Origin of the sequence: Bradyrhizobium sp. WSM1253, assembly GCF_000244935.1 — a bacterium.
Taxonomy (GTDB): Bacteria; Pseudomonadota; Alphaproteobacteria; order Rhizobiales; family Xanthobacteraceae; genus Bradyrhizobium; species Bradyrhizobium canariense.
The window spans coordinates 1,283,566-1,307,044 of the sequence record NZ_JH600073.1 but is presented as its reverse complement, the minus strand read 5'-3'; the positions used below and the strand labels follow the sequence as shown (position 1 = coordinate 1,307,044).

General features: G+C 61.5%; 22 protein-coding genes. 4 read left to right on the top strand and 18 right to left on the bottom strand.

Translation table 11 applies throughout. The annotated features are described in order from the left end of the window. The first annotated feature begins 54 nt into the window (after nt 1–54). Entirely contained in the window at nt 55–1,881 is a 1,827-nt protein-coding gene (locus BRA1253DRAFT_RS08105; RefSeq protein ID WP_007592938.1) for an SDR family oxidoreductase, read from the top strand. On the opposite strand, the gene BRA1253DRAFT_RS08100 is transcribed toward BRA1253DRAFT_RS08105, so the two are convergent. The 12 genes from BRA1253DRAFT_RS08100 to BRA1253DRAFT_RS45850 form a co-directional block, all read right to left on the bottom strand. Further along, nucleotides 1,841–4,243: a glucose/quinate/shikimate family membrane-bound PQQ-dependent dehydrogenase gene (locus tag BRA1253DRAFT_RS08100; protein ID WP_035995029.1), complete on the bottom strand. Its 2,403-nt coding sequence runs from the start codon at nt 4,241–4,243 to the stop codon at nt 1,841–1,843. The genes BRA1253DRAFT_RS08105 and BRA1253DRAFT_RS08100 overlap by 41 nt on opposite strands. A gap of 5 nt (nt 4,244–4,248) precedes the next feature. Next, on the bottom strand, nt 4,249–4,617 hold the full coding sequence (locus tag BRA1253DRAFT_RS08095; protein ID WP_007592935.1) for a cytochrome c family protein: 369 nt from the start codon (nt 4,615–4,617) through the stop codon (nt 4,249–4,251). A 19-nt stretch (nt 4,618–4,636) separates the two neighbouring features. Further along, complete coding sequence (locus BRA1253DRAFT_RS08090; protein ID WP_007592933.1) at nt 4,637–5,272, bottom strand: cytochrome c; 636 nt, start codon at nt 5,270–5,272, stop codon at nt 4,637–4,639. After that, nucleotides 5,272–6,111, bottom strand: a complete 840-nt coding sequence (locus BRA1253DRAFT_RS08085; protein WP_007592932.1) for a substrate-binding domain-containing protein — start codon at nt 6,109–6,111, stop codon at nt 5,272–5,274. Before BRA1253DRAFT_RS08085 ends, BRA1253DRAFT_RS08090 begins: the two co-directional genes overlap by 1 nt. Beyond that, the gene (locus tag BRA1253DRAFT_RS08080; RefSeq protein WP_007592931.1) at nt 6,095–7,951 is read right to left on the bottom strand and encodes a methanol/ethanol family PQQ-dependent dehydrogenase; all 1,857 of its coding nucleotides are present in this window, start codon (nt 7,949–7,951) and stop codon (nt 6,095–6,097) included. The genes BRA1253DRAFT_RS08085 and BRA1253DRAFT_RS08080 overlap by 17 nt, the downstream gene beginning before the upstream one ends. Nucleotides 7,952–8,059: 108 nt before the next feature. After that, nucleotides 8,060–8,851: a heme-binding protein gene (locus tag BRA1253DRAFT_RS08075; protein WP_007592930.1), complete on the bottom strand. Its 792-nt coding sequence runs from the start codon at nt 8,849–8,851 to the stop codon at nt 8,060–8,062. 72 nt (nt 8,852–8,923) lie between these two features. Continuing rightward, nucleotides 8,924–9,844, bottom strand: a complete 921-nt coding sequence (locus tag BRA1253DRAFT_RS08070; protein WP_007592929.1) for a cytochrome c oxidase assembly protein — start codon at nt 9,842–9,844, stop codon at nt 8,924–8,926. Continuing rightward, nucleotides 9,832–10,185 carry a hypothetical protein gene (locus BRA1253DRAFT_RS08065; RefSeq protein ID WP_007592927.1) on the bottom strand — a complete coding sequence of 118 codons (354 nt, stop codon included), beginning with the start codon at nt 10,183–10,185 and terminating at the stop codon, nt 9,832–9,834. Before BRA1253DRAFT_RS08065 ends, BRA1253DRAFT_RS08070 begins: the two co-directional genes overlap by 13 nt. Next, the gene (locus BRA1253DRAFT_RS08060) at nt 10,182–10,781 is read right to left on the bottom strand and encodes a cytochrome c oxidase subunit 3 (RefSeq protein WP_007592926.1); all 600 of its coding nucleotides are present in this window, start codon (nt 10,779–10,781) and stop codon (nt 10,182–10,184) included. Before BRA1253DRAFT_RS08060 ends, BRA1253DRAFT_RS08065 begins: the two co-directional genes overlap by 4 nt. After that, the gene (ctaD, locus tag BRA1253DRAFT_RS08055; RefSeq protein ID WP_035993011.1) at nt 10,778–12,685 is read right to left on the bottom strand and encodes a cytochrome c oxidase subunit I; all 1,908 of its coding nucleotides are present in this window, start codon (nt 12,683–12,685) and stop codon (nt 10,778–10,780) included. Before ctaD ends, BRA1253DRAFT_RS08060 begins: the two co-directional genes overlap by 4 nt. Before the next feature lie 2 nt (nt 12,686–12,687). Beyond that, nucleotides 12,688–13,662 carry a cytochrome c oxidase subunit II gene (gene coxB, locus BRA1253DRAFT_RS08050; protein WP_245285882.1) on the bottom strand — a complete coding sequence of 325 codons (975 nt, stop codon included), beginning with the start codon at nt 13,660–13,662 and terminating at the stop codon, nt 12,688–12,690. Nucleotides 13,663–13,812: 150 nt separating this feature from the next. After that, nucleotides 13,813–13,935: a hypothetical protein gene (locus BRA1253DRAFT_RS45850; RefSeq protein ID WP_007592920.1), complete on the bottom strand. Its 123-nt coding sequence runs from the start codon at nt 13,933–13,935 to the stop codon at nt 13,813–13,815. A gap of 130 nt (nt 13,936–14,065) precedes the next feature. Between BRA1253DRAFT_RS45850 and BRA1253DRAFT_RS08045 the strand changes: the two genes are divergently transcribed. Then, nucleotides 14,066–14,284 carry a hypothetical protein gene (locus BRA1253DRAFT_RS08045; RefSeq protein ID WP_007592918.1) on the top strand — a complete coding sequence of 73 codons (219 nt, stop codon included), beginning with the start codon at nt 14,066–14,068 and terminating at the stop codon, nt 14,282–14,284. 76 nt (nt 14,285–14,360) lie between these two features. Continuing rightward, nucleotides 14,361–15,077 carry a tetratricopeptide repeat protein gene (locus BRA1253DRAFT_RS08040; RefSeq protein WP_157158563.1) on the top strand — a complete coding sequence of 239 codons (717 nt, stop codon included), beginning with the start codon at nt 14,361–14,363 and terminating at the stop codon, nt 15,075–15,077. A 2,148-nt stretch (nt 15,078–17,225) separates the two neighbouring features. On the opposite strand, the gene BRA1253DRAFT_RS45100 is transcribed toward BRA1253DRAFT_RS08040, so the two are convergent. Then, on the bottom strand, nt 17,226–17,384 hold the full coding sequence (locus tag BRA1253DRAFT_RS45100) for a hypothetical protein (protein ID WP_245285881.1): 159 nt from the start codon (nt 17,382–17,384) through the stop codon (nt 17,226–17,228). Between the two features lie 98 nt (nt 17,385–17,482). Further along, nucleotides 17,483–17,641, bottom strand: a complete 159-nt coding sequence (locus BRA1253DRAFT_RS44360; RefSeq protein WP_007592914.1) for a hypothetical protein — start codon at nt 17,639–17,641, stop codon at nt 17,483–17,485. Between the two features lie 1,048 nt (nt 17,642–18,689). Between BRA1253DRAFT_RS44360 and BRA1253DRAFT_RS08025 the strand changes: the two genes are divergently transcribed. Further along, on the top strand, nt 18,690–19,889 hold the full coding sequence (locus tag BRA1253DRAFT_RS08025; RefSeq protein ID WP_007592913.1) for an IS256 family transposase: 1,200 nt from the start codon (nt 18,690–18,692) through the stop codon (nt 19,887–19,889). A 513-nt stretch (nt 19,890–20,402) separates the two neighbouring features. Here BRA1253DRAFT_RS08025 and BRA1253DRAFT_RS08020 read toward each other — a convergent pair. From BRA1253DRAFT_RS08020 to BRA1253DRAFT_RS08005, 4 genes are all read right to left on the bottom strand, one after another. After that, the gene (locus BRA1253DRAFT_RS08020) at nt 20,403–20,699 is read right to left on the bottom strand and encodes a hypothetical protein (protein ID WP_007592912.1); all 297 of its coding nucleotides are present in this window, start codon (nt 20,697–20,699) and stop codon (nt 20,403–20,405) included. Between the two features lie 479 nt (nt 20,700–21,178). Then, nucleotides 21,179–21,775, bottom strand: coding sequence for a DsrE family protein (locus BRA1253DRAFT_RS08015; RefSeq protein ID WP_007592911.1), 597 nt, complete (start codon nt 21,773–21,775; stop codon nt 21,179–21,181). 34 nt (nt 21,776–21,809) lie between these two features. After that, on the bottom strand, nt 21,810–22,370 hold the full coding sequence (locus tag BRA1253DRAFT_RS08010; RefSeq protein WP_007592910.1) for a hypothetical protein: 561 nt from the start codon (nt 22,368–22,370) through the stop codon (nt 21,810–21,812). After that, the gene (locus BRA1253DRAFT_RS08005) at nt 22,367–23,386 is read right to left on the bottom strand and encodes a TAXI family TRAP transporter solute-binding subunit (protein WP_007592909.1); all 1,020 of its coding nucleotides are present in this window, start codon (nt 23,384–23,386) and stop codon (nt 22,367–22,369) included. Before BRA1253DRAFT_RS08005 ends, BRA1253DRAFT_RS08010 begins: the two co-directional genes overlap by 4 nt. Nucleotides 23,387–23,479 lie beyond the last annotated feature (93 nt).

Genomic DNA, 23,479 nt, shown 5'->3' with positions numbered 1-23,479 from the left:
GGAACGAGCGTCGCTCCCGAAGCTTGAGCAAACGCCTTGTGATGGAAGACGCTCATGCAAAGTTCCGACTCCACGTTGTCGACGGCCCGTCTGTCGCGAGCGACGGACGATATCTGGGTCGTGGACGACGCGCCGATCAGCGCCACGGGTCTGAAACTCCCGGTGCGCATGACCGTCATTCGGCTGTCGAACGGCGATCTCGTGCTGCATTCGCCGGTGAGATATTCGCCGGCCCTCCGCGGTGAGTTGGAGCGGCGAGGCGCGATAAAGTATTTGCTCGCGCCGAATATCGCGCACTGGATGTTCCTGTCCGAGTGGCAGAGGGAGCTGCCGCAGGTGACAACGTTCGCGGCGCGCGGCCTTGCGGCGCGCAGGCAAATTCGAGCAGCACGCATCCGTATCGACCGCGAGCTTGGAGACGCGATGCCTGAGGAATGGAGGGCCGACCTCGAAGCCGTCTCGGTGAACGCTCCGATGTTCTCCGAGATCGAGCTGTTCGACAAGCGCAGCCGGACACTGATCCTGACGGATCTCGTGCAAAATCTCGATCCCAATGATCTCAGCGCGCCAAACGAGGCCGCGGCAAACCTCCTCGGCATCTCCAAGCCGAACGGTACGGCGCCGGTCTATTTGCGGCTGCTGCTGCGCCTCGGCGGCCGCTCCGTGCGGTCCGCAGCCGAGCGGCTTGTACGGCTGTCGCCGGAGAGGGTGATTTTCGCGCACGGCGAGTGGTTCGAAGCGAACGGAACCGAGCGCCTTCGGCGATCTCTGCACTGGCTGCTTCCGGCGGCTGGCTCCGGATATGAGCCGCGGCAAATGACTGGCACGCACGTCGTCATTACCGGTGCCTCGAGCGGAATCGGGCGTGCTACGGCGCTGGCCTTCGCCGGCAAGGGCGCAAGCGTCGTCCTGGCGGCACGCCGTGCTGAAGTCCTGACGAGCCTCGCCGCCGAATGCGAGGCGCTCGGAGGCCGCGCACTGGCGATCCCGACCGATGTCACCGATGCAGAGGCGGTGCAGCGACTGGCCCGAGAGGCCGAAGACGCGTTCGGCGGCATCGACGTCTGGATCAACAACGCCGGCACCGGCGTTTTCGGGGCCTATCAGGACGCGGATATCGCGCTTCATCGCCGAACGATCGAGGTCAATCTCCTCGGCACCATGCATGGCGCTTTCGCGGTGCTTCCAATCTTTCTCCGCCAGAACCGCGGCATCCTGATCAACAACGTCTCGCTCGGCGGCTGGGCGCCGACGCCCTTTGCTGCGGCCTATACCGCGAGCAAGTTCGGCCTGCGGGGCTTCACCGCGAGCCTGCGTCAGGAGCTCAGGGCTCACCGCAACATCCATGTCTGCGGTGTCTTCCCGGCCATGGTCGACACGCCGGGCTTCGTCCACGGCGCCAACATGTCCGGCCGAACGCTCGATCCCGGTCCGCTGCTGTATCAGGCGGAGGACGTTGCCGAGACGTTCGTGAGCCTCGTTCGCGCACCCCGTGACGAAGTCGCCGTGGGCCGGCCGGCTCGTGTCGGCCAAATTGCCTACGCGATGGCTCCGCAGATCACCGAGAACCTCGTGGGAGCTGCCTTCCGCTACCTGCTGTCGCGCGCGCGCCCGGCGAAGAGCAGCGAGGGTACCATGATCGAAGCTGGTCCGCAGGGCACGTCGATCGACGGCGGTTGGCTGTCACGCAAGCAGCTTCCACCTGCCGATGTCATCAGTCAGGGGCTCGCGGTACTGGGACTAGCTGCGGGCGTGGCTCTCCTGGCTTCAGCAGTTGCGCGTCGCGCCGGCAGATCGGGACAAGGCGTCGCCAAGCACAAACAAGTCCTGCCGAGGCAGATCAGGGCAGCGCGTAGGCCCGCACGTAATCGCCGAGTTTAGTTCCGAACGAGCCGTGGCCGCCGTCGACCGTGACGACGTATTGCTTGCCGCCGGCCTCATAGGTCATCGGCGTCGACTGGCCGCCGGCAGGAAGGCGGTCCTGCCAAAGCTGTCTGCCATCGCGAACGTCGAACGCGCGGATATAGTCATCCATCGTTCCCGTGATGAAGATGACGCCGCCCGCGATGACGATCGGACCGCCCAGCATGGGAACGCCGAGCTTGAATGGCAGCGGCAGCGGGGCCTGATCGCGGATCGTGCCGATGCGATGTTGCCAGGCCACTTTGTGCGACCTCAGATCGATCGCTGCGATGTTGCCCCATGGCGGAGCAAGGCAGGGGATGCCGAGCGGTGAGAGGAAAATGCCGAGATCAACGCCGTAGGGGGCGCCGTACATCGGCTGCACACCCAGCTCGGTTCCTGGTGGATGCGCCGCATTCGGCGCGGCCGGATTGTCCTTCCCGCGCGCCACGAGCCGCGAGACGAAGGGAATCGATTGAGGGTTCGCGATCGCGATCTGGCGTTGTGGATCGACGGCGATGCCGCCCCATTCGAACATGCCGAAGTCTCCGGGAAACACCAGCGTGCCTTGTTCAGACGGCGGCGTGAACGGCCCCTCATAGCGCAGGCGCTTGAACTTGATCCGGCAGGCGAGCTGGTCGAACATCGTGCTGCCCCACATCTGCGCGTCCGTGAGTTTGCCGGAGGGGCGGAAGCTCAATTCCGAAAAAGGCTGGGTCGGCGATAGCCGATCTCCATTCGCGGCGCCCTGCGGCACTGGCTTCTCCGGTGCGGGCACCAACTGACGCCCGTCGCGGCGGTCGAGCACGAAGATGTCGCCGGTCTTGGCCGGGATGTAGATCGCAGGCGTCACGCCGCCGTTAGCGCGCAAATCGACCAGACTGGGCTGCGACGGCATATCCATGTCCCAGAGATCGTGGTGCACGTTCTGGAACGACCAACGCAGTTTTCCGGTCGAGACATCGAGCGCAATCAATGCCGAATCGTAGCGCTCGTTTTCAGGCGAACGGCCGCCGCCCCAGATATCCGGAGAACTCGAGCCGAGCGGGACATAGACGAGTCCGAGCTTCTCGTCGACCGCCGAAATGCTCCACGAATTGGGTGAACCGGCTGTAAAATGATGCGAGGCCGAAGGCATTTCGTTCGGATCGGAGTTGCCGGCATCGAACGCCCAGATCAACCGTCCGGAATAGATATCGAAACCACGAATGACGCCCGACGGCACGCGATCGGAATAGTTGTCGATCACCGCGCCGCCGACGATCAGCACCTTGTCCGTGACGACGGGTGGCGAGGTGCCCTCGTAAAGGCCGAGCGTCTGGATCTCGCTGCCTTGCTTGAGATCGATCTGTCCCTGGTTGCCAAAACTCTCGCAAGGCGAGCCGCTCTGCGCATCGAGCGCGAACATCCGTCCGTCGTTGGTCGGGACGAAAATGCGCGCCGCACAATCGCTCGGCGCCGGCGTGCCGTCGGCAGTTACCGCGCCGGGCATGGTCGCGTGATAGGATACGCCGCGGCAGGTCATGTGCTGGAACGCCTTGTTGTGCTGGACCTGCGGGTCAAACTTCCAGCGCAATCTTCCGGTCGCGGCTTCGAGCGCAAACACGATCTGGTGCGGCGAGCAGGTGTAGAGGAGATCGCCCACCTTGAGCGGCGTTGCCTGGTTGGTGATCTCGTCGGGGTCATCAGGGCCCTTGTGGTCACCGGTGCGGAATTCCCAAGCGAGCTTGAGCTTCTCGACGTTGTCCTTGGTGATCTGGCTCAGCGACGAGAAGCGCGTACCGAAGGCGCCGCCGCCGTAGGCCGTCCAGTTCTGCCCGGCGGCAGCGGGCTGGTCCGGTTCGGGAGCCGCGATGGCCCCCGTTGTTTCGCCCTCAGGTATCGTGCCGGCAAGATCGCGGCGATCACTCGTCAAGGAAATGCCGACGACGATGGCTGCGGCTATCAACACAAGGCCAAGCGCCCATCGCGCTGCGCGCAAGCGAGGCGCTAGGCGGGAGGCAATGAAGGGCAGCATTAGCCACAGGCCAAGCGGCACGAGCACATCGCCGCGCGGCGCCAGCGACCAGAAATCGAAACCCACTTCCCAGATCGCCCAGGCCATCGTTCCCGCCAGCAGCGCGGCATAGGTCCAGAGCGCCTCGGCGCGACGGCGCGCGAGCAGCCAACTCGTGAGCAGAAGCATGATGCCCGCGATCAGATAATAGACCGAGCCACCCAGGGCCGCGAGCCAGGCACCGCCAGCCAGGAGGCCCAATCCCATGATGGCGACGACCACAATGGTGATGGCCAGCAATGGCGCCTCACGGAACCAGTTCGTTGAACGATGCGTCGATGTCATGATGGTCACTTCAGCGTATAGAGAAACGCCGCGATGTCCCGCGCGTCCTTCTGCGGGATGCCCATTCGCGGCATGGCATTGCCCGGCAACGCCCGCTGTGGATCCTCGATCCAGTCGGCCATGTTGTCTGGCGAGTTCTGGATGTAGCCGGCGATGTAGCTTCGCGTGCCGATCCGATGCAAGGGTGGGCCGACATTGCCTTCGGCGCCGGCGATACCAGGAATATCGTGACAGCCGCCGCAGTGGTACTGCTTGACGAGGTCGGCGCCACGGCGCGCGTCGCCCATGAAATTGTCCGGGCCCGCAGCGTTGCAGGCGGCGCCTGTCGTGGCCAGCAGTGCAGTGACCAGCAATTTCGCGATCGGATTTGCCATTGCTGCTCCGCTCGGCCGGTCAGGGCTTCTGGCCGAAATTGAAAGACTTGGTGGCAGACCAGGGATCGGTCGTGGAGACCTGCTCGCTCGGGACTTGCTCGACCTCGGGCGATGGCAGATTCGCAGAAAAGGTGCGGCCCCATTGGTGGCTCGGCTCGTTGCTGATCTGACCGATATAAGTGACGAGATCCCAGATCACGCTGTCGGGCAATACGCCGCCCCAGGCTGGCATTCCGTTCGGCCGCCCCTGGTAAATCGAGAGAAAGATGTTCTCGGGCTGCGAGCCGTAAGTAAAGTTGTTGTTGCTCAGTGCCGGACCCATGCCGCCGCCGCCATTGGGTGCGTGGCAGCCGATGCAGTTGAAGTTGACATAGTAGGTCATCCCGCGCTGCTCCGCATTGGGATCGCCCTGCACAGGATTCTTGATTTGCGGCGGGTCCGGCTGCGCGCCGGGATGGAGGTGACTGACCGGGACCTGCATGAAGACGCCGGGCCTACCATTGCCGACGCTGCCACCGAAATTCGGGCGGGGAGACAGCGTCGGCATCTGCGCCTCCTGCGACTGCGGCAAAGTCTGCTGGGCCAGCCCCGCGCCATTCGGCACGACCACCAGCAGCAACGATAGGGCGCTCGCGCGCAGTACTGGACCAGACATCACTCATGTCCTCCCGATGCCGTGACCGGCAGCTCGACCAGAGGTACGCCGTAGCTTCGCAGCAAGGCGTTGATCTCGGATCGGTGCTCGTCGATGAAGGCATTGAGTCGGTCGCGCAGGGCGTGGTCACCTTTGCGCACGCCCATCGCGATGGCGAACTGGAATTGCTGGGGCGCAAAGCGCTCGTAATCCCTGATCGGCGTAACCGTCAGCGGCACCGGAGAGCGCTGCGCGAAATAGCCGCCCAGCGGCCCCCATGCGGCGGCGACATCGAGGCTGCCGCTTTCGACGGCTTCGATCAGGCGCCCGGGCGGATCGGCCTGGCGATAGTCACCGTAGATGGAATACCCGCGAACATTATCAACGATGCCCTGTTCGCCGAGCGCCTGCGCCGGCGGGGGATTGTTGCCGTCATCGCCGATCAGATGCACGCCGATCGCGAGGTGATGCAAGCGCGGATCGAGCAGGGACGAAAGGTCAAGGTGCTGGTCCTGCCGCGTGACGAACACGTAGCTCGAGCGATAATAGGGCCTGGTCGTCTCGACGAGATCATAGCCGGACGGCACGCCCATGACGACATCGCATCTGCCGGCTTTCAGTGTGTTGCGGATGAAGCCGCGGCGCTGCGCCCACCAGGTGTAGGAGACCTGCAGGCCTAAATGCTCGGCCACCATGGCCGCGAGCCTGTTCTCGAATCCTGCTTCGGCGCTGTTCGAGAACGGCAGATTGTTGGGATCGGCACAGACGCGAAGCCCGCCCTCCGTGGCCGGCGCAGCCGTGGTCGCGAACGCGAGAAGAAGCCCAAGGGTGAAGCCGAGGCGATTACTTGGAAGGCGCATGGCTGGTGTCCTCACCAAACGCGCCGCCGAGCTTGAATACCAGCAGCTCACTCCCGCCCGCGGTATAGAAGGGCAGGTCCTGGGTGGCGCCGGTGAAGCCCAGTGCGGCGTTGCGCACGCGCTGATCGACCTCCGCATTGGCGACGACGCCCGGCCAGCCGCCGACGCCCGACAGGATCGCGACGTATTGCTGTCCGTCGGAGCCGCGATAGGAGATCGGTTGGCCGATGAAGCCGGAGCCGGCACGGAATTGCCAGAGCACGTGCCCGTCCTTGGCATCCACTGCCTTGAACAGGCGATCCATGGTGCCGTAGAAGGCGACATCGCCTGCTGTGACCAGTGCGCCGCTCCAGACCGGCAGCTTCTCGTGAATCTCCCAGACTTTCTTGCGCGCGATCGGGTCCCAGGCCATGAACTCGCCGCGATAGCCGCCGGGGCCGGCATACATGTCTACGTCTGCACCGACGTAGGGCGTCCCGGCGATGTAGCCGACTTGAGAAGCCTTGAAGCTCATGCAGAGATGCTGATGGGGCACATAGAGGAGTTTTGTGCGCGGCGACCACGCCGTCGGTTGCCAATCCTTGGCGCCCGGCGCGCTCGGGCAGATGTTCTCGACCGTCTTGCCGACAAGCGGCATCTTCTCCTCGTTCGGGATAATCTTGCCGGTCTTCAGATCGACGCCCTTGTAGCTGTTGACGAAGTCATACGCGTCCGCCGAGATCACCTCGCCAGTGGCGCGGTCCATGACGTACATATAGCCGTTGCGGCCGGGGTGGATCAGCACCTTGCGCGGCTTTCCGTTCAGTTCGAGGTCGACGAGCACGTTCTCGTTGATCTCGTCGTGGTCGAACAGATCGTGCGGGTTGATCTGGTAGGCCCATTTAGCGCGACCGGTATCGGGATCGCGGGCAAAGATTGTCGTGCTCCAGAGATTGTCGCCGCTGCGCTGGTTCGCATTCCAGGGGCTAGGGTTGGCCGTGCCGTAGTAGATCAGGTTCAGCTCGGGATCGTAGGAGATCCAGCCCCAGACTGTGCCGCCACCAATCTGCCAGCGGTCGGCGGGCCAGGTCTTCACGCCGAGATCCTTGCCTTTCAGGCTGTCGTAGTACGGCTTGAAATCGTCTCCGATCAGCACGTCCTTGTCGGGACCTGTCGAATAGGCGCGCCACGTGATCGCGCCGGTGGTCTCGTCGAGTGCGGTGACCCAGCCGCGCACGCCCATCTCGCCGCCGCTGTTGCCGACAAGGATCTTGCCCCTCACCACCACGGGAGCCATCGTGATGGTTTCGCCCTTGTTGATCTCCCCGAGTTTCGTGTGCCACAGCTCCTTGCCGGACTTGGCATCGATGGCGACGGTATGGTTATCGAGCGTGTTGAGGAAAATCTTGCCATTGTCGAAAGCGAGTCCGCGATTGACGACGTCGCAGCAGGCAACGCCCGCGGCAGCGGGCTCCGGCTTCGGCGCGTAGGACCATTTCAATTCACCGGTCGTGGCATCGAGTGCGAACACACGGTTAGGGTAGGGGCCCGCATAGGGGCCGACCACATACATGGTGCCGTCCACCACGAGCGGCGCCGCCTCCTGACCGCGATCGGCGCCGACCGAGAACGTCCATGCGAGCTGCAGCCGCGATGCATTGGAGGCGTTGATCTGGTCGAGTTCGCTGTAGCGCGTGTTGGCGTAGTCGCGCGCCGCCATCGGCCACTGGGCCGGGTCTTTCATGCGGTTGGCGAGATCGCTCTGTGCTGACGCGGACGACAGCACCGCGCAACTGGCGCAAAGAGCACAAAGGATGCCCGGAAGCAGGCCCAGCAAACGCGTGAGACCACGCACTAACATATGTAAAGATCTCCACGGCAGTGACGAGGCCGTGCTGCGTTGCAGGCCGGTTTACGAACCTACAAACGTTCCGCCTTCGCTTGGTTCCAAAATGGTGAGATCGACGAGCTATCTCACGACGTTGCCGGATACGCCGGCGCCGAGGTCGACTGCGATCTGATCTTCCTTGCCGTTACACTTCGGGTGACCAAATCCAGACGGACTTTTGCCGTCAGGTCCGATGTCAAAGATGATCGCGTCCTTCATGTTGGGGCTGACGCCGGCCGGCACGCGGTCGAGCCCGAGCTGGTGACGCACGCGCCAGGCCACATTGTGATCCGCGCAGGAACTGTCACCGCTCACACCCAGCGCCCCGGCCACGCCGTTGCCGTCATAGAGCGCCAGCCCGCCTCCGAACACGATGGTGCCGCCGACCGGCTTGCCCACCATCGGATCCTGGGCCGTGCCGAAGTTGTCCGGAGATCCGGTGTACAAGGCTTCCGGGGATGGCGGGTTGCCGAGTGCCGCGCCGAACAGGAACCCGCCGGGCTGCGCACCGGCATAGAGATTGGCCGTCGCCATCGCCTTGTCCTTCAGGCTGAATGCATTCGCCGTGTTGGCCTTCTCGGCCGCGATGGCCCGGCTGCCCAGCCACTGGTCGTCGACCTTGCCGCCGCTGTAGGCAATTGCGCAGACGACGCCCTGCCGATTGACGACGGCAGCCCATTCGTTGTTGTCGAGACCTCCGTTGCTCGGGCCGCCGCCCGGCTTGACACTCTTCTTGAGGATATCCGCGAGCTTGTCATGGTCGACCGGGCACGACACCCCCGGCCGGGGTTGATCCTGCGCGTTCAAGACTGCAGGCATCACGAATGTCGCAGTGAGGATAGCCGTTGCCGCTATGAGCGATCGTTTTTCCATGTGGCCTCCGTGGAGTGTCGCAGTCGGCAGGCGAACGTTCGAAGAGAAGTTGCGGTTCCTATGCAGCGTCGCTCAGCCCGGATGCTGAAGGAGCAGGCGCGTCCTCCCGCCGTTCGCGGTCAACCACCGATGAGCGAAGAACAACGCCGCGCCGGTATAGAGGATGCCCATGGGCACCCACATCAGGATGCCGGCGAGTTGCTGATCCTCGAGTGTCGAAAGGCCGAACTCGCCAGCGAGGGCGCCCTGGCCTGGGATCCAAAGCCGCGGCGACACGGTCAGCAGGGCCCCGAGCACGCCGGAATGCAGAATGGTGATGAACAGGCAAGCGACAGCGATGCCATCGCGAATTCGTGTGCTACGGCCCTGACCGCGGCCATGCAGCAGCACCCACCAGAACAACAGCGCGGTTGCAAAGAAGCTGATGTGCTGGAGACGATGGATCGCCGTATTCTCGAGCGCCCACGCATACAAGGGCGGTGCGTGCCAGACCCAGAGTGCTGCGCCGTGGAGGATGGTCGCGCTCATCGGATGGCTCACAAGCCGCCACGGCCACGCCAGTATCGGCAGATTGAGCACGCGACCCGCCGCAGGGCGGAGCCGGGCCGGCAGGCTCCACAGCAGCGGACCATTGATCCGGGCGAACGCCATCAGCGGTGCCGCGACCACCATCAGGAGTTCGTGCTCGACCATGTGCGCGGTGAACAGACGCTCGCCGAGCCAGTGCAGCGGCGAGGTCACGGCGAGCGCGGCCACCAGCCATCCGGTCCAGAATGCGGCCACCTGGCGGAAGCTGACGCCGTGGCCGCCGCCCGCATGATGCCAGAGCCGCTGCGTTCCGACATAGAAGGCGATACCGACGGCATAGAGCGGGGCCATGAGCCAGGGATCGTAGCTCCACAGCGAGCCGGGATCGACCTCCGATAGTCCGTGCGCGGCGGCCGGTCCCGCGAGCAGCGCAAGCAGCAGTGCTGCAAGGCTCAGCGCAGGCATGGGCTGATCATGAGCGAGGCGGCGAACTGGTTCGCAATCACCAACGCAAACAGCACGCCGGAGCCGACGCCAAGCCAGGCCATGAACGTTCGTGGCCCGCCACCCCGCGCATCGGCCCATTCAGCCCCCGCGCCGCGCCGAACCGCGCGGGCCGATATGACAGTGCCTGCGAGGGCGACGATAGCCAGAACCGCACTCATGATCGTGCCGCTGATCCTGGTCTGTTCGCAGGAGAAGTGCGCGAGCACGTAGGCGCCCTGCAAATTGATACCCCACGCGATGGGCCCAAGCGCAACGCCGGCCCAGTAGAGCAGTCTGGATTGTTGATCGGTTGCGGTCATAGGCGTGGCACCCAATCCAGCAAGACATAGAGCGGCAGCCAGGCGAGCACGACGAAGTTCCAATAAAACACGTTGTCGGTCACGTCGCTGAACCGGCGCGGTTTCGCATGACGCGTGAACATCAACACTGCCAGCACGACCGTGTCGCCGACATCGGTGGCAAGGTGGGTCGTGTGCAGCCCCAGAATGAGCCATACGATCGAGCCGTAGGCTGAATTGTCCCAGCGGGTGTTGAGATGTGCGAACTCGAAGCCGCGCAGCACTAGGAGCGCGATGCCGATCAGGGCCATCACGATGAGACCGATCCGCACCTTCGCGAGATCCTGGCGGTGCGCGGCGCGGTTGGTGAACTCGTTGGGAATGATGCTCAACACATAAATCACGGTCTCGACCGTCCCCGGCCAGAGATCCGGCGGGGAGGCTCCGATCGGCCAGCTCGGGTTAACTGCGTAGAGATAAAGGTACGCGCCGATTGCAACGGCAAAGCCCATGCCTTCGAGGGCCATGAAACCCATGGCGCCCCACCACGGGCCACTGCGCGGGCCGTAGCCGTAAGTCGGCAGGTCCGAGACGTCGTGGACGATGGTCTGTCTCACTCCTCGTCCTCCTTGCTGCCGCTCGGCCAGAACCAGCCGATCAAAGTCACGGCCATCGGCGGCGTGCCCCAGAGCACCGCCCAAGGCGTGAAGATCGATCCGATGAAGAAGATCGTCGTTGCGATGGCTGTGAGCAGGGGCCAGATGCTCGGCTCGGGCGAAGCCTCGCGGATCTGGGGCTCGGCTTCCGCAAGCGAGGTCAGCAGGACCTCGCGCCGCTCGGCACTCAGACCCGCGACCACAGACAGGCTCTCGCTATCGGCCCACAGCGGATCGCGGTGCTTGACAACCGGAATGCGGTCGAAGTTCTGCGGCGGAGGCGGCGACGAGGTCGCCCATTCCAGCGTCGAGGCATTCCAGGGATTGTCGCTTGCAAGCGCGCCTTTGCGAAGGCTGTAGATCACATTGGCCAGAAGAACCGCGAAGCTAAACGCGAAAACGAGAGCACCGCCGCTGGACACGAGGTTCAGGTGCGCCCAGTCCATGTCGGCGGTATAGGTGTAGACCCGGCGCGGCATTCCGATCAGCCCAACGATGTGCATCGGGAAGAAGGCGACGTTGAAGCCGATGAAGGCCAGCCAGAAATTCCAGCGTCCGAGTCTTTCGCTCAGCATGCGGCCTGCGATCTTGGGAAACCAATAGTAGACCGCGCCGACCAGCGGGAAGACTGCGCCGCCGATCAGGACATAATGGAAGTGGGCCACGACGAAATAGGTGTCGTGCACCTGGGTGTCGATCGGCACCGAGGCGACCATCACGCCGGACAACCCGCCGAGCACGAAGATGACGATGAAGCCGATCACGAACAGCAGCGGCGTCCGGTACACCGGACGTCCATCCCAGAGCGTTGCCAGCCAGCAGAAAATCTGCAGCCCGCTCGGCACCGCGATCAGCATGCTGGAGGCCGTGAAGAGGGCCGCGCCGAGTTGGGGCAGGCCCGTGACGAACATGTGGTGGACCCAGAGGCCGAACGACAGGAAGCCGGTCGCGATCAAGGAGAGGATCACGACGGGATAGCCGATCACCGGCCGCCGCGCGAACGTCGCGAGGATCGCCGAGACCATTCCCGTACCCGGGATGAAGATGATGTAGACCTCGGGATGGCCGAAGAACCAGAACAGATGCTGCCAGAGCAGGGGATGCCCACCCGATGAGGAGTCGTAGAAGCGCGTATTGACGAGCCGATCAAGGATCAGTGACGTCGATGCGACCATGATCGACGGCATCGCGAACATGACAAGGAAGGCCGTCACCAGCATGGCCCAGACGAACAGGGGAATGCGGTCGAGCGTCATGCCGGGCGCGCGGAGCTTGAACACGGTGACGACGATCTCCACGGCGACTGCGAGCGCCGCGACCTCGGTAAAGGTGATCATCTGCGCCCAGACATCGGCCCGCTTCGTCGGTGTGAACTGCAGGCTCGAGAGGGGAACGTAGGAAAACCAGCCGACATCGGGGCCGACGTTGAACAGGAACGAGATCCACAGAAAGCAACCGCCGAACAGAAACATCCAATAGCTGAAGGCATTCAGGCGCGGAAACGCGATGTTACGCGTGCCGACCATCAACGGCACCAGATAGACGGCGAACGCCTCCATGACCGGGACGGCGAACAGGAACATCATCGTCGAGCCGTGCATCGTGAAGACCTGATTGTACTTGTCGGCGGAGAGAAACGTCTTCTCCGGCCCGGCAAGCTGAACACGCATCAGGATCGCGAGAATGCCGCCGAGAAGCAGGAAGGCGAATGCGGTCAGGATATAGCGGCGTCCAACGACCTTGTGGTCGACCGACATGAGCGCACCGACAAGTCCAGACGGCGTGCGCCACACCCGCTCGAGCTGCATCGAAAGCTGCAGGCCGTTCAGGACGTCGTCCCGCAACTCATTTGGTTCAGCGGCCATGCTCACTTGAGCTGCTCCAGATAATGAATGATCGCGATCATTTCGTCCGATTGCAGCGGCATCTTCGGCATCAGATTGCCGGGTTTGATGTGCTGGGGATCGGCGATCCAGGCGCCGAGCGTGGCCGACGTATTCGGCAACGTTCCCGCCGCGATCGTCGTGCGGCTGCCGATATGCGTGAGGTCCGGACCCAGCTGCCCGCCGGCCATCGTACCGCTGATGTTGTGACACAATGCGCAGCCGCGTCCTCGAAACAGAGCTTCACCCTGCTTGCCGAGTTGATCGGTAGGGCTGTTCGCGCTCTGGTTTTCATGATCGCGCCAGCGCCCGAACTCGTCGGGCGACATCGCGATCACGGCGAACGCCATATGGGCGTGCTGGATCCCGCAGAACTCGGCGCATTGCCCGCGATAGATGCCCGCGTTCTTCGCCGTGAATTGCAGCTCGTTCTTCTGCCCGGGGATCAAGTCCATCTTGCCGGTCAGGCTGGGCACCCAGAAGCTGTGGATCACGTCGGCGGATTCCAGCTCGACTTTCACCGGCTGGCCGGTCGGGATCCGGATCTCGTTGGCGGTCACGAAACTCTGGTGCGGACTGTCGGCTTCATAGCGAACCTCCCACCACCATTGATGGCCGATGATCTTCAACGTGAGGGCATTCTCGTCCTTGGCGAAGACGGTGCGTTGTCCGGCATAGCTGACGAAGGAGAGACCGAGCACGACGACGGTGGTCGCAATCCCAAGCGCCAGGACGACGCGCCCGGAGCGTTGTTCGAAGGGCTGGTGGAGGTCCAGCGGCTGATCGGCTGTGCGCTTCCGGCGTAATAGCCCCAGGCCCAGAACGATGACGACAGCGGTCCAGACGATCGCCGCGACAATGAGGAAGATGAATAGCGTATGCCGAATCTGCTCAGACTGCAGCCCTTGAGGGTCAAGCGCCGACTGCTGGCCCGCGCACGCAGCAAGCGGCCAGGTCATGCACAACACCAGAAGCCTTCGCACCCAGACCTGCATTGACGCTTTGTCGCACTCCGCTTCACAGGCGGAACCGGGCAGGCCTACAAAGGTTCCTATGCGCTAACCGGAACAGTTGGCCGAAGAAGGACATGTCCGACATCGATCATCGGGCTAGAATGGCCAGCCCTTCACGGCGATCACGATCGCCGCGTCGCCAGCGGCCATCAGCAGCAGGACGGCGAGACCGGCGATGACCGCGCCCGGCTGGGCAAGCACGCGCAGCTGTCCAAGCATTTGTTGGCTCCAAAACGCAGCAATGCCGCGATGCGCCTGAGGGTTCCTGCGGGTCTGCCGGGGGTTGACATGCGAGCGCCGGAACGAAGACTCGAGATCGCGCGCTCCTGCGACGAATTTGAGGGTTCACGTGCCGCGCTATCATTTCGATCTGGTCGACTCCAAGACCGTTGCAGACGAGGGAGGTGCTGAATTACCCGACGACATCATGGCGCTGGATGTTGCCGAGGAGATCGCGAGGAGACTTCTTGCGGAGCGTCCCGAACTCAGGAATCGTCATTTTTCCATCCTGGTCACGAACGAGGAGGGTGAGGAGATCGGGAAAGTGCCCCTGGATGTCCTGCACTGAAGACCATCCAAGACGGTGCACAGATTGCATCGAATCACCTAAAGGTTGCTTTTGGGAATCTCGCTCTGAACGCGCCATGAATCGTCAGGAACGCCGGGCTGCTGCTCGAGAATCTCGCAGATCCAAAGGCCGCGCAGATTCTACCACACCGGTCGCTGCGCTTTTTGAGTCTGGGTTCGTCCACATGCGAGCCGGACAATTTCGCGACGCGGAGGTCTGTTGCCGCCAGGCTATTGCACTGGACGCCAACCACGCAGACTCGCTCCACTTGATGGGTTTACTATCCCAACAGGTCAAGCGCTATGACCACGCACACCAGTGGATTTCTCGCGCAATACGACAGGATCCCAAGCCAGTATACTTCCTCAGCCTTGGAATCGCCTTTCTGTCGCAAGGAGATCACAACGAGGCGCTGAAGGCCTTCGATAAGGCGCTCGAACTGGGATTAGACGATCCCAGTCTGTGGCTGTCTCACGGCCAGACCCTGGTGAAACTGGAACGACCTGGCGACGCTCTGATCAGCTTTCAGCACGCGCTCAAGCTCAGTCCACAATATTGGGAGGCTGCGAACCAGTGTGGGATCCTTCTCCATCAACTGGGGCGAACCGAGGAGTCGCTTTCATATATCAACATATGCAACCAGTTGCGGCCAAATCACCTTCCAACCCTGCAACAGAGAGCCGCATTGCTGCACGGCTTGAAGCGGTTCGAGGACGCACTAGCGATCTGCCGCGATGCGTATGAACTCGACACCCTCATGTTTCACCTTATCGAATGTGAGTTAGGCGTTTAAAATATTACGACGATCGCTTTTCCGTGGCCCCCATGATGGATTGGACCGAGAGTTCAGTATTTTCAGTTGGTTAGAAGGCGGCGTGTGCACGACGTGTGCACCGGGAGATCAAGAAAAATACATTGACGGCAAGCGTGGGCGATCACGCCTTGAGGCAATTTGACGTCTGCAGAAGCTAGCGCGCCTGGCGCTTCCGATTTTCACAGTGGGTGAATCAGCCTGCCCGATCGAGCAGCATGACGCAGTTATCACGTAAGTCCTGGTCCTGCTTTTGGTCGAGTTCGCCGGCTCCGTGACGAACATCAGCGTGCGGCAAGGCTTCAGACGCCATGCTGCCTCATCGCTATTGCTGTCGCGTGCGGCCTGCGCACCCAGCTAGTCCGTTAATGCACGCTTGCGCCCATCGACCGCTCGAGCGCGTTGTCGCGCGCGAGAAAGCCGAAGATAGCAACGGCCCGGGCGGTAGACACTTAAATGCGAAATGTGCAGCACCTCGCTCAAGCCTCACCGCGGGAGGACAGTGAAGTTCACTCCCTTCAGGGCAGTCGAGCTGCACAGTCTCTACCTCGTTCACTAACGCAGGTTAGATCGGGTTCCAGTCAGTCCTCGGGGGTCTGCTCCCCCGCGGCTCGCCGTCGCTGCGATCGAGTGCTCGGAGGCGACCGCAATGCAGGTACAGCCGAGGCGCTTCGCTCCGCCTCTTTGACTTTAAGCCGGAGATCTTCCAGCTCTGACAGTTGACAAACGAGGTCGTTCAACCGTTGGACAAGAAGGACCGAGCGATAACCCTGCATCAACGCCCTCCTGAGTCTGCAGCTATCCAGACAGCAAAAGGACCCAGCCTCGGGGCGGGTGAAGCTGGGGCTGTTGAGCTGCCTTGGCGAAGGCAGTCGCCCCTTGGGGAGGGCCCGGGAAAACTTGGCAATCGGCAAGTCGTTCCAAGCCGAACAAAAATGAGCTCCAGGCCCGCGGGGCAACGGGGAAAGCTGGGGCCGACTGCATTACCCACTTGGGGATGGGCGTTGGGAAAAGTTGGTAACCGGCGAGCCGTTCCGACTGCCGTGCCCCCGAAAATGTTTGTCGTCCTTGCCGTTGGGGCTGCCATCGCCGTCGCCGTTACCTCACGGCTCGCTTCTTCGTCGCCTCCATGAGCACGTGCGCCGGGGAGTGGTCGATCGATAAGCAGTGTCGACCGATCGAAAGCGCAGCCGGACGACTATAAATGAGGTTGAAATTATATCTTTAATCTAGTTTAATATCGAAAATTAAATCGAACTGGTATTTTCGGGATTTCGGAATCATGCCTCAGTCTCCGTCCATCGTGCCCCATCCATATCCACGTGACGTCTATATTGTGCTTGAGGATTTCGGAGGTGGGCTCGGACGTGCCTGGAGCGAAACCTCCGAGGAGGACGCTAGTCGAGCGACGCTGATGCGCCAAATAATGGAAGGCCAATACAAGCATCCTGCTCGGATCGTAGTCTTCAACACGGTAGAGGGTTGGTCCCGTGATGTAACTGTAGAGATTGCAGATGAACTGCGCCGCTGCTTTGTCGAATTCGATGACATTGCCCCAGCCGCGTTGGAATTCATCGAGAGAGTTGGAAGGAGTTGATTGTGGTGCCCACCGTACCCTAGTTTGCGCCAGTCTCACCAGCTTATCAGAGATGAGGATGATGCGACAGCACGAACGAACAAGCTGCCGCGGCGAGGCGTGAGGCGACAGCTTGGTGCGGTATTAGGCCATCCCGTTGTTATGTCTGGTTGTGTTGGGAGCTGCCATGTCGATGAACTTCCGCAGCCGTGCGCCTCAGCTGACTGCCGGCAAGCAGATATTGTCATACGATTGAAAGAGGCGGAGCATCGATCGATGGTCGAACGCAGCTTTCTGGCCGTCGCGGACCGGGTCCAATATTGGCACGTGACCGACCTCGACGCCGCTGAGCCCTGCGATGCCTGCCGCACCTGGAGGCAATGATCGCGAACCTGATCGCTATGTTGCGAACGGACGACCCGCGGTCCTAAATGCTTGCTGGTGAGCTCGAGGCAGTAACAGTCGGAGCCGCCGGGCAGCCTTCACTCATTCGCGATTCGTCAAGATCAATGTTCATCCTCGCCAGGATGTAGCCGAAGGCGAGCCCAAGGCATTCACTTCTTCGACCGCGCTCTCCATCCGTATTCCTCATGCGGAATCGTTGCGGTGATCTCGACGTCATTGCCGGCCGAAACGCGCCAGGCTGCCACCCCGAAGCACAAGGTCAGCGTCAGGGCGAGGGCAAGCAGAAGCATAGAGACGAAATGGCTCACGCGCGTGTATCCGTAAATCTGAAACCAGTTGAGAGCGTGCACAGAGGCCCGATTCGGAAAATGCAGACGATCTGACCCATCGGCCGTTTTCCCCATCCTTACACGGGGCCAAAAGCGCTCACGATCCCGATCGTGATCGGCACGAGTGCGACCACCACCCACAGAGCGGGCGAGCTGGAGGACAGGCCGACGACCAGTATCAAAACACCGATACCTACGAGGGCCGCTGAGATTGCGTAGGCGACTGCCTTTTCCATCTGTCGATCCACGAACAATAAGGGATCGGTCGCGCAAGCACGACTCGAGGCAAATCGAAACGTTCCCGTCTCGATTTAATTTGGTCTCAAAATTTCATTTAATTCCGTTTCAGTGGCTTAATTTCGCCAAATTACAACGCGCTTTCTGCGCGTCGGGGCAGGGCTATTAACCCGGAGTCCTGCATGTTCAATCGAGTAGTCGTAGCTTTATTGCTCGCTTTTGCGACATCCATTTCTTCTGAAGCACGCCCCTTGCGCGCCGCTTCGCCACCTGAATGCAACGTGATTATGCCATGCGACTTTTCATCTTCGCTGGTGCAGGCGCAGAGATACACGAGACCGGCACCGCGCCTGCAGCGAGGTGCCGTTGCTAGTCTACGGATGTCTGTGGCCAGCTCAGGGGCCTTAAGTAGTGAGATCGTCAGCGGTCGTCCGGCCGGTTGCCCTCGATCGTTCTGCGGATGTGGTGCGGCGATCCGAGTGTTTGGTCGGGTAGTACCGGAACTGAACCTCGCAGCCAATTGGCTGCGCTTTCTCCGCACCTCGCCAGCACCGGGAATGGTTGCCGCGCGACGTGGACACGTCTTCGTCCTTGAACGGCACATCGCCGGTGACATCTGGAAGGCGTACGATGCCAACTCAGGTGGGCACGCAACGCGAATTCACCCGCGCTCCCTGCGAGGGTACACCATCGTCAACCCTCATGCGGCCTAGGGCCATCGCGCAGCGTTCCCATTAGATTTTTCTCGCCATGTTCCGGAGCATCCGGCTCGCGGCTTCCGCTCAAAAACAGGGCCGCAGCAGTTTTCGCTGCGGCCCTGAAGTTGCAACTTGATTCTGCGCCAGCTTGTTCTCGCAGTTGGTCCCGAACACCGAAGTTGATAGGGTCCCGGTCGTGTCCCCGGTGGTGGTGTAGCTCGGTAGAGCAAAGCCGCCCGGACGCGCGCCCCCCAATAGCGCCGTAGCGGGCGGGCGGCTTTGCGGTGGTCACCGGCAGTTCTCCGGTAGGATCGGGTTGCGACACGCCAACGCAACCGAGGAACCACCGATGACCGACGACATGATGAACCTGCGCACGCTCGTGGAGAAGACCCCGGATGCCGATCTGTTGCGCGAGATGATCGGCTTTGCCGCCCAGCGCCTGATGGAGCTGGAAGTCGAAAGCCAGACCGGGGCGGCCTATGGCGAGAAGAGCTCCGAGCGTCTGGCCCAGCGCAACGGCTACCGCGACCGGATCTGGGAGACCCGCGCCGGCGCCGTCGAGCTGCGCATTCCCAAGCTGCGCAAGGGCTCCTACTTCCCGGGCTTTTTGGAGCCGCGCCGCATGGCCGAGAAGGCGCTCACCGCCGTGGTGCAGGAGGCCTACGTGCAGGGCGTCTCGACCCGCTCGGTGGACGACCTGGTCCAGGCCATGGGCATGACCGGCATCTCCAAGAGCCAGGTGAGCCGGCTCTGCGGCGAGATCGACGACAAGGTGAAGGCCTTCCTCGCCCGGCCGATCGAGGGCGACTGGCCGTATCTGTGGATCGACGCCACCTACGTGAAGGTGCGCCAGAATGGCCGCATCGTCTCAGTCGCGGTGATTGTCGCAGTCGGCGTCAACAGCGACGGCCGCCGCGAAGTGCTCGGCATGGACATCGGCCCCTCCGAGGCCGAGACGTTCTGGACCGCGTTCCTGCGCAAGCTTGCCCGCCGCGGCCTGCGCGGCGTCAAGCTGGTCGTCTCCGACGCCCACGAGGGCATCAAGGCCACCGTAGCCAAGGTGCTCAACGCCAGCTGGCAGCGCTGCCGCGTCCACTTCATGCGCAACGCGCTGGCGCATGCCGGCAAGAGTGGACGGCGTGTCGTCTCTGCCTTCATTGCCACAGCATTCGCACAGGACGATGCCGAGGCCGCGCGAACCCAGTGGCGCAAGGTCGCCGACCAACTCCGGCCAAAGCTGCCGAAGCTTGCTGGCTTCCTAGACGAGGCCGAGACCGACGTGCTGGCCTACATGACCTTCCCGCCGCAGCACCGGACCAAGCTGCACTCCACCAACCCGATCGAGCGCCTCAACGGCGAGATCAAGCAGCGCACCGAGGTGGTCGGCATCTTCCCCAATGAGGACGCCATCGTTCGCCTCATCGGCGCGATCCTGCTCGAACAGAACGATGAATGGGCGGTCCAGCGCGCCCGTTATATGACACTGGAAACAATCGCGCCGTTGAGCGATGATCCGAGTGTCAGCCTCACGGCTATCGCCAGCTGACCAGCCCGGCTCTCGCCGGCGAACGCGGTGATCCACCGCCAGCTACACCACGCTACGGGACACGATCTAGGTCCGCCATCATGGGAAGCTTCAATGCAGCCAGGGCGTACCATGACGATCATTGGTGTTCACATCAGAACGATAGAATTCGACGATGCGGTGCTTCATTGAGACCCGGACACGATAACCAGCGGATATCCACGCTCTCGCTTGAGGACCTGCTCTCTTCAGTGTGCTCCACCACGCAGTGAAGGTGTAGGCCGATCTCGGCAGAGGCTTCCCCAAGATCGCTTCAATTTCTGAAAAGGTCAGGCGGAGACTTTGACCGTTCTCCGTTCGCAGCCTTTCATGCAATGGCTGGTAAATCGACCTCGGCATGCGAGCACTATATCGACAAAATGGGCCGGCTGCCCGGCATTGGAATAGCAGTCTGGTGCATATAGAGCGCGGAGGCAAAAGGCATTATCATTCAGGTCTGCAAGACCTCGCGGAGCCTGACGCAGCGACGCCTCTTTAGTGTTCCCTTAGCTCTAGGTCTCTCAGCAGCACGTGGAGAAAGTCGCTGGCGTGGTCATAGCATTTACGACCATTCACGATCTCGCGGGTGCGCGGCTCCAGTGTGCTGGCGATGGCTTCCGCGCCGGGTAGATCAGCCTGGTGCGACCACTGCTGTAGCGGCCGATCAGGAATGTTTTGAGCGGATCCAAACAGCTTCAGCACACAATAATCGCCATCGTGCTTGTGATCAGCTTTCGCATAAAAAGCGAATAACCCTCGAAAGGTATTACGGGAAACGGCAGGTTTTGCCATTTAACATTCCCCAACGTAAAATCGACTCGCTTTTAGTCTAGAAATCTGACGCGTTAACAAAATAAAATCCAGTGGAATTTAATCGCTTGCCTTCGAAAAAGAGGTCATCAGAACTGACGTAAATCGAAGCACCATACGTCACAGTTCGCGCCGTCCTGCGTCTCCGATACCCTATGCTGCTACGGGACAATCGACCTTAGCAGGCGGCCGAGTAGGATGGGCGGGCCAGGGGCTGCCCCGCAAAATTGCTACCAGACCTCGCAAGTGACTGAGACGACCGATGTTCGCTCAACCCTCTCCCGAAGTCGCTCTCGTAATCAGACAGTCGGTCTGGCGCTGCCCGGTGAATAGCGCGCGATAGATCTGTCCCCGATCGAGGCCAGTTCAATTTGCATCGGCTGCGGCGACCCACTCGATCGGGGTGTCGCGACCGCATGCCGGCACCTAGCCGCTCGACAGGGCATTGTCTGGTCGCCATTTCATGGCTTGACGTAGGTCCATCCCTGCTCCTGCAACTGCATCACCCTAACGACGCCCGACCTCACCACTTGGGCTTGGGCAACGATCGGAATGTCTTTATTTTCGGCCTTTTGCATTTTCTCTTGCGTGTTTCCACAGGCTTTGAATGATACTTCCGGCGTGCTCAGAGCCATTTCCTCGATTCGTGCTTTCACCGGCGACGTGTCATCGCGGAGCATATGGAGGCCGGGGCCGAAGGTAATCACCTCAACTTTCACCCCTTCACCAACCTCCTTGTAGTATTGCGCGACGTTGAGTGCATTGTTCAATGCAAGATTCATTGACGCGGAGTCGCTTGTGTTGACCTGAAGGATTAAGCGGTGCTCTTTCTTGGCAGCAGACGATGGCACGATGCGCGCCAGCTCAAATTGTTTTGGCGTCGCGGCCCGCGCCGATGAATTCGCGTGCGTTCTTGCCACGCCATGTGTTGAGGCTGCAGGCAAACTAGGCTGTGCCGGGAGCAGGCGAGTCTCCTGTGCCGCGGAACTAGACAGCCCGACCAGGAGCGAGATGATTGTCGCGATCATCGCTGTGATAATCTTCGGAAATTTGGGCATTATGTTGTTTCTCCAAGCAAGCTGAGGTTCATGATCAATTGTTGGGCTTCGCGATCGCGCGTGGCCATTTGCATGTTGTCGCCAATTTTGCACGCACGCTCTCGATACCATCGAGAGCGAACACTGCACCGGCGCCGGCCCCCGTCCGGCGTGACACATGCACGGAAAGTTCGCTGTGGCCGGGGATCGATTGCAACAGGCGAACGACATCGCTTTCAAGTGCGACACCGCGCGCCGCCGTGATTGTCGAGACCTGAAAAGGTGGATCATCATTGATGCGCAGGGAGACGGTGTAATCCTCGCGGCGGCCCGATAGGCCGGCTCCATCAAGCAACACTTCGGTCAGGCCGCCGCGACACCGTATCGACAGGCTCATTGCTGCGTCGGAACTGCCCCCTTGAGATGGTAATGTAGCCTTGATGATCGATGAATAATCGACTGGCGAGGTGGTCTCGCTGACGATCCACGCCCCGACTCCATTTGCGGGCCGATCAGAGACGCGAACCGGCGCCACGGGGTCTTCGGCGCCTCGGGCCCGAGCGAGGTCATTTGCGATCGCGAGCGTCACGACGAGAGCGATCAGGGTGAACGTCATTGTGCCGCCTGGCTCGAACGCGGAAGACGATCGAGCCAGGCCTGCGCCGCGGGGAAGCGCGTCAGGCCAGGGACCGTCGCCGCCAAGTTGATCGACTTCCATTTCGGATCGAAACCGGGCTCCTGCAGCTTGTTGATCCGCGAGAACAGGCGGTCGACAAAGCGCGCCACACGATGAAAGCGATTGGATTTGATCGGCCAATTGAAAGCGACCAGCACGGTTGGAACGGCAATAGTCGTCACGCGTTCCCCCTGCCTGATCAAGTTCGGGTAATCAGCTGCGTCCAGCCAAGATGGCAGATAATAATCTTCAAACTTGCTCTCGTAGGGGACCGGCAAGAACTTGAAGCCGACATCCCAGCGACCACGTATGAATGCATCCACCGGCTTCGAGGTTATGAAAACGACGGCGGCCAGCTCACCCCTGCGCATTTGTTCCATCGCAACCTGATGGGGGATGAATGCCTTATCGACCTCGATCCCAAGCCGGCTGAAAATCAGCGGGCCCGAATAAGCTGCGGCGGTACCTTTGGTGTTGAAATTGACCTTCTTTCCGACCAGATCACTCAAGCTCTGAATTTCGGGCCTGACGAATACGTGCAGTTCAGATGGAAACAGGTTGAGCACATAGGTGATCCGTCGCTGGATGTCCGGCACTTGGCTCTTGTACTCGTCAAGTGCGTCGGAATTGATGATTGCTGCATCAATGCCCCGCAAATACAGCAGCGAATTGACGTTTTCGGTTGCGCCACGGGTCACGATGGGCAGCACGTGGAGGTCCGTTCCATCATCGGCCACTCGCGCCATTTCCGCGGCAAGCCGAATGGGAGCTCCTTCCAGCAGACCTCCGGCAATTCCAACAGTCCAATCGTTCATGGCCGCAATTTCCGTCCTTGCATGATCCGCACGCGCCCGCGGAGTCTGCTGGGCCATTGCCAGGCAACAGCCCATGATCAGAAGCGGAGCGGCTATCACGATGAGGAGAAACCAAGAACGTATTCCAACCAGCTGCTTCATCGATCCGGCTCCCCTAGGAACATCTATTCTGTTTTGTCCGCTGCGCTCTTCACTTCGACACGTAAGTTAAAATTCGATCTGACTAGTCGATAC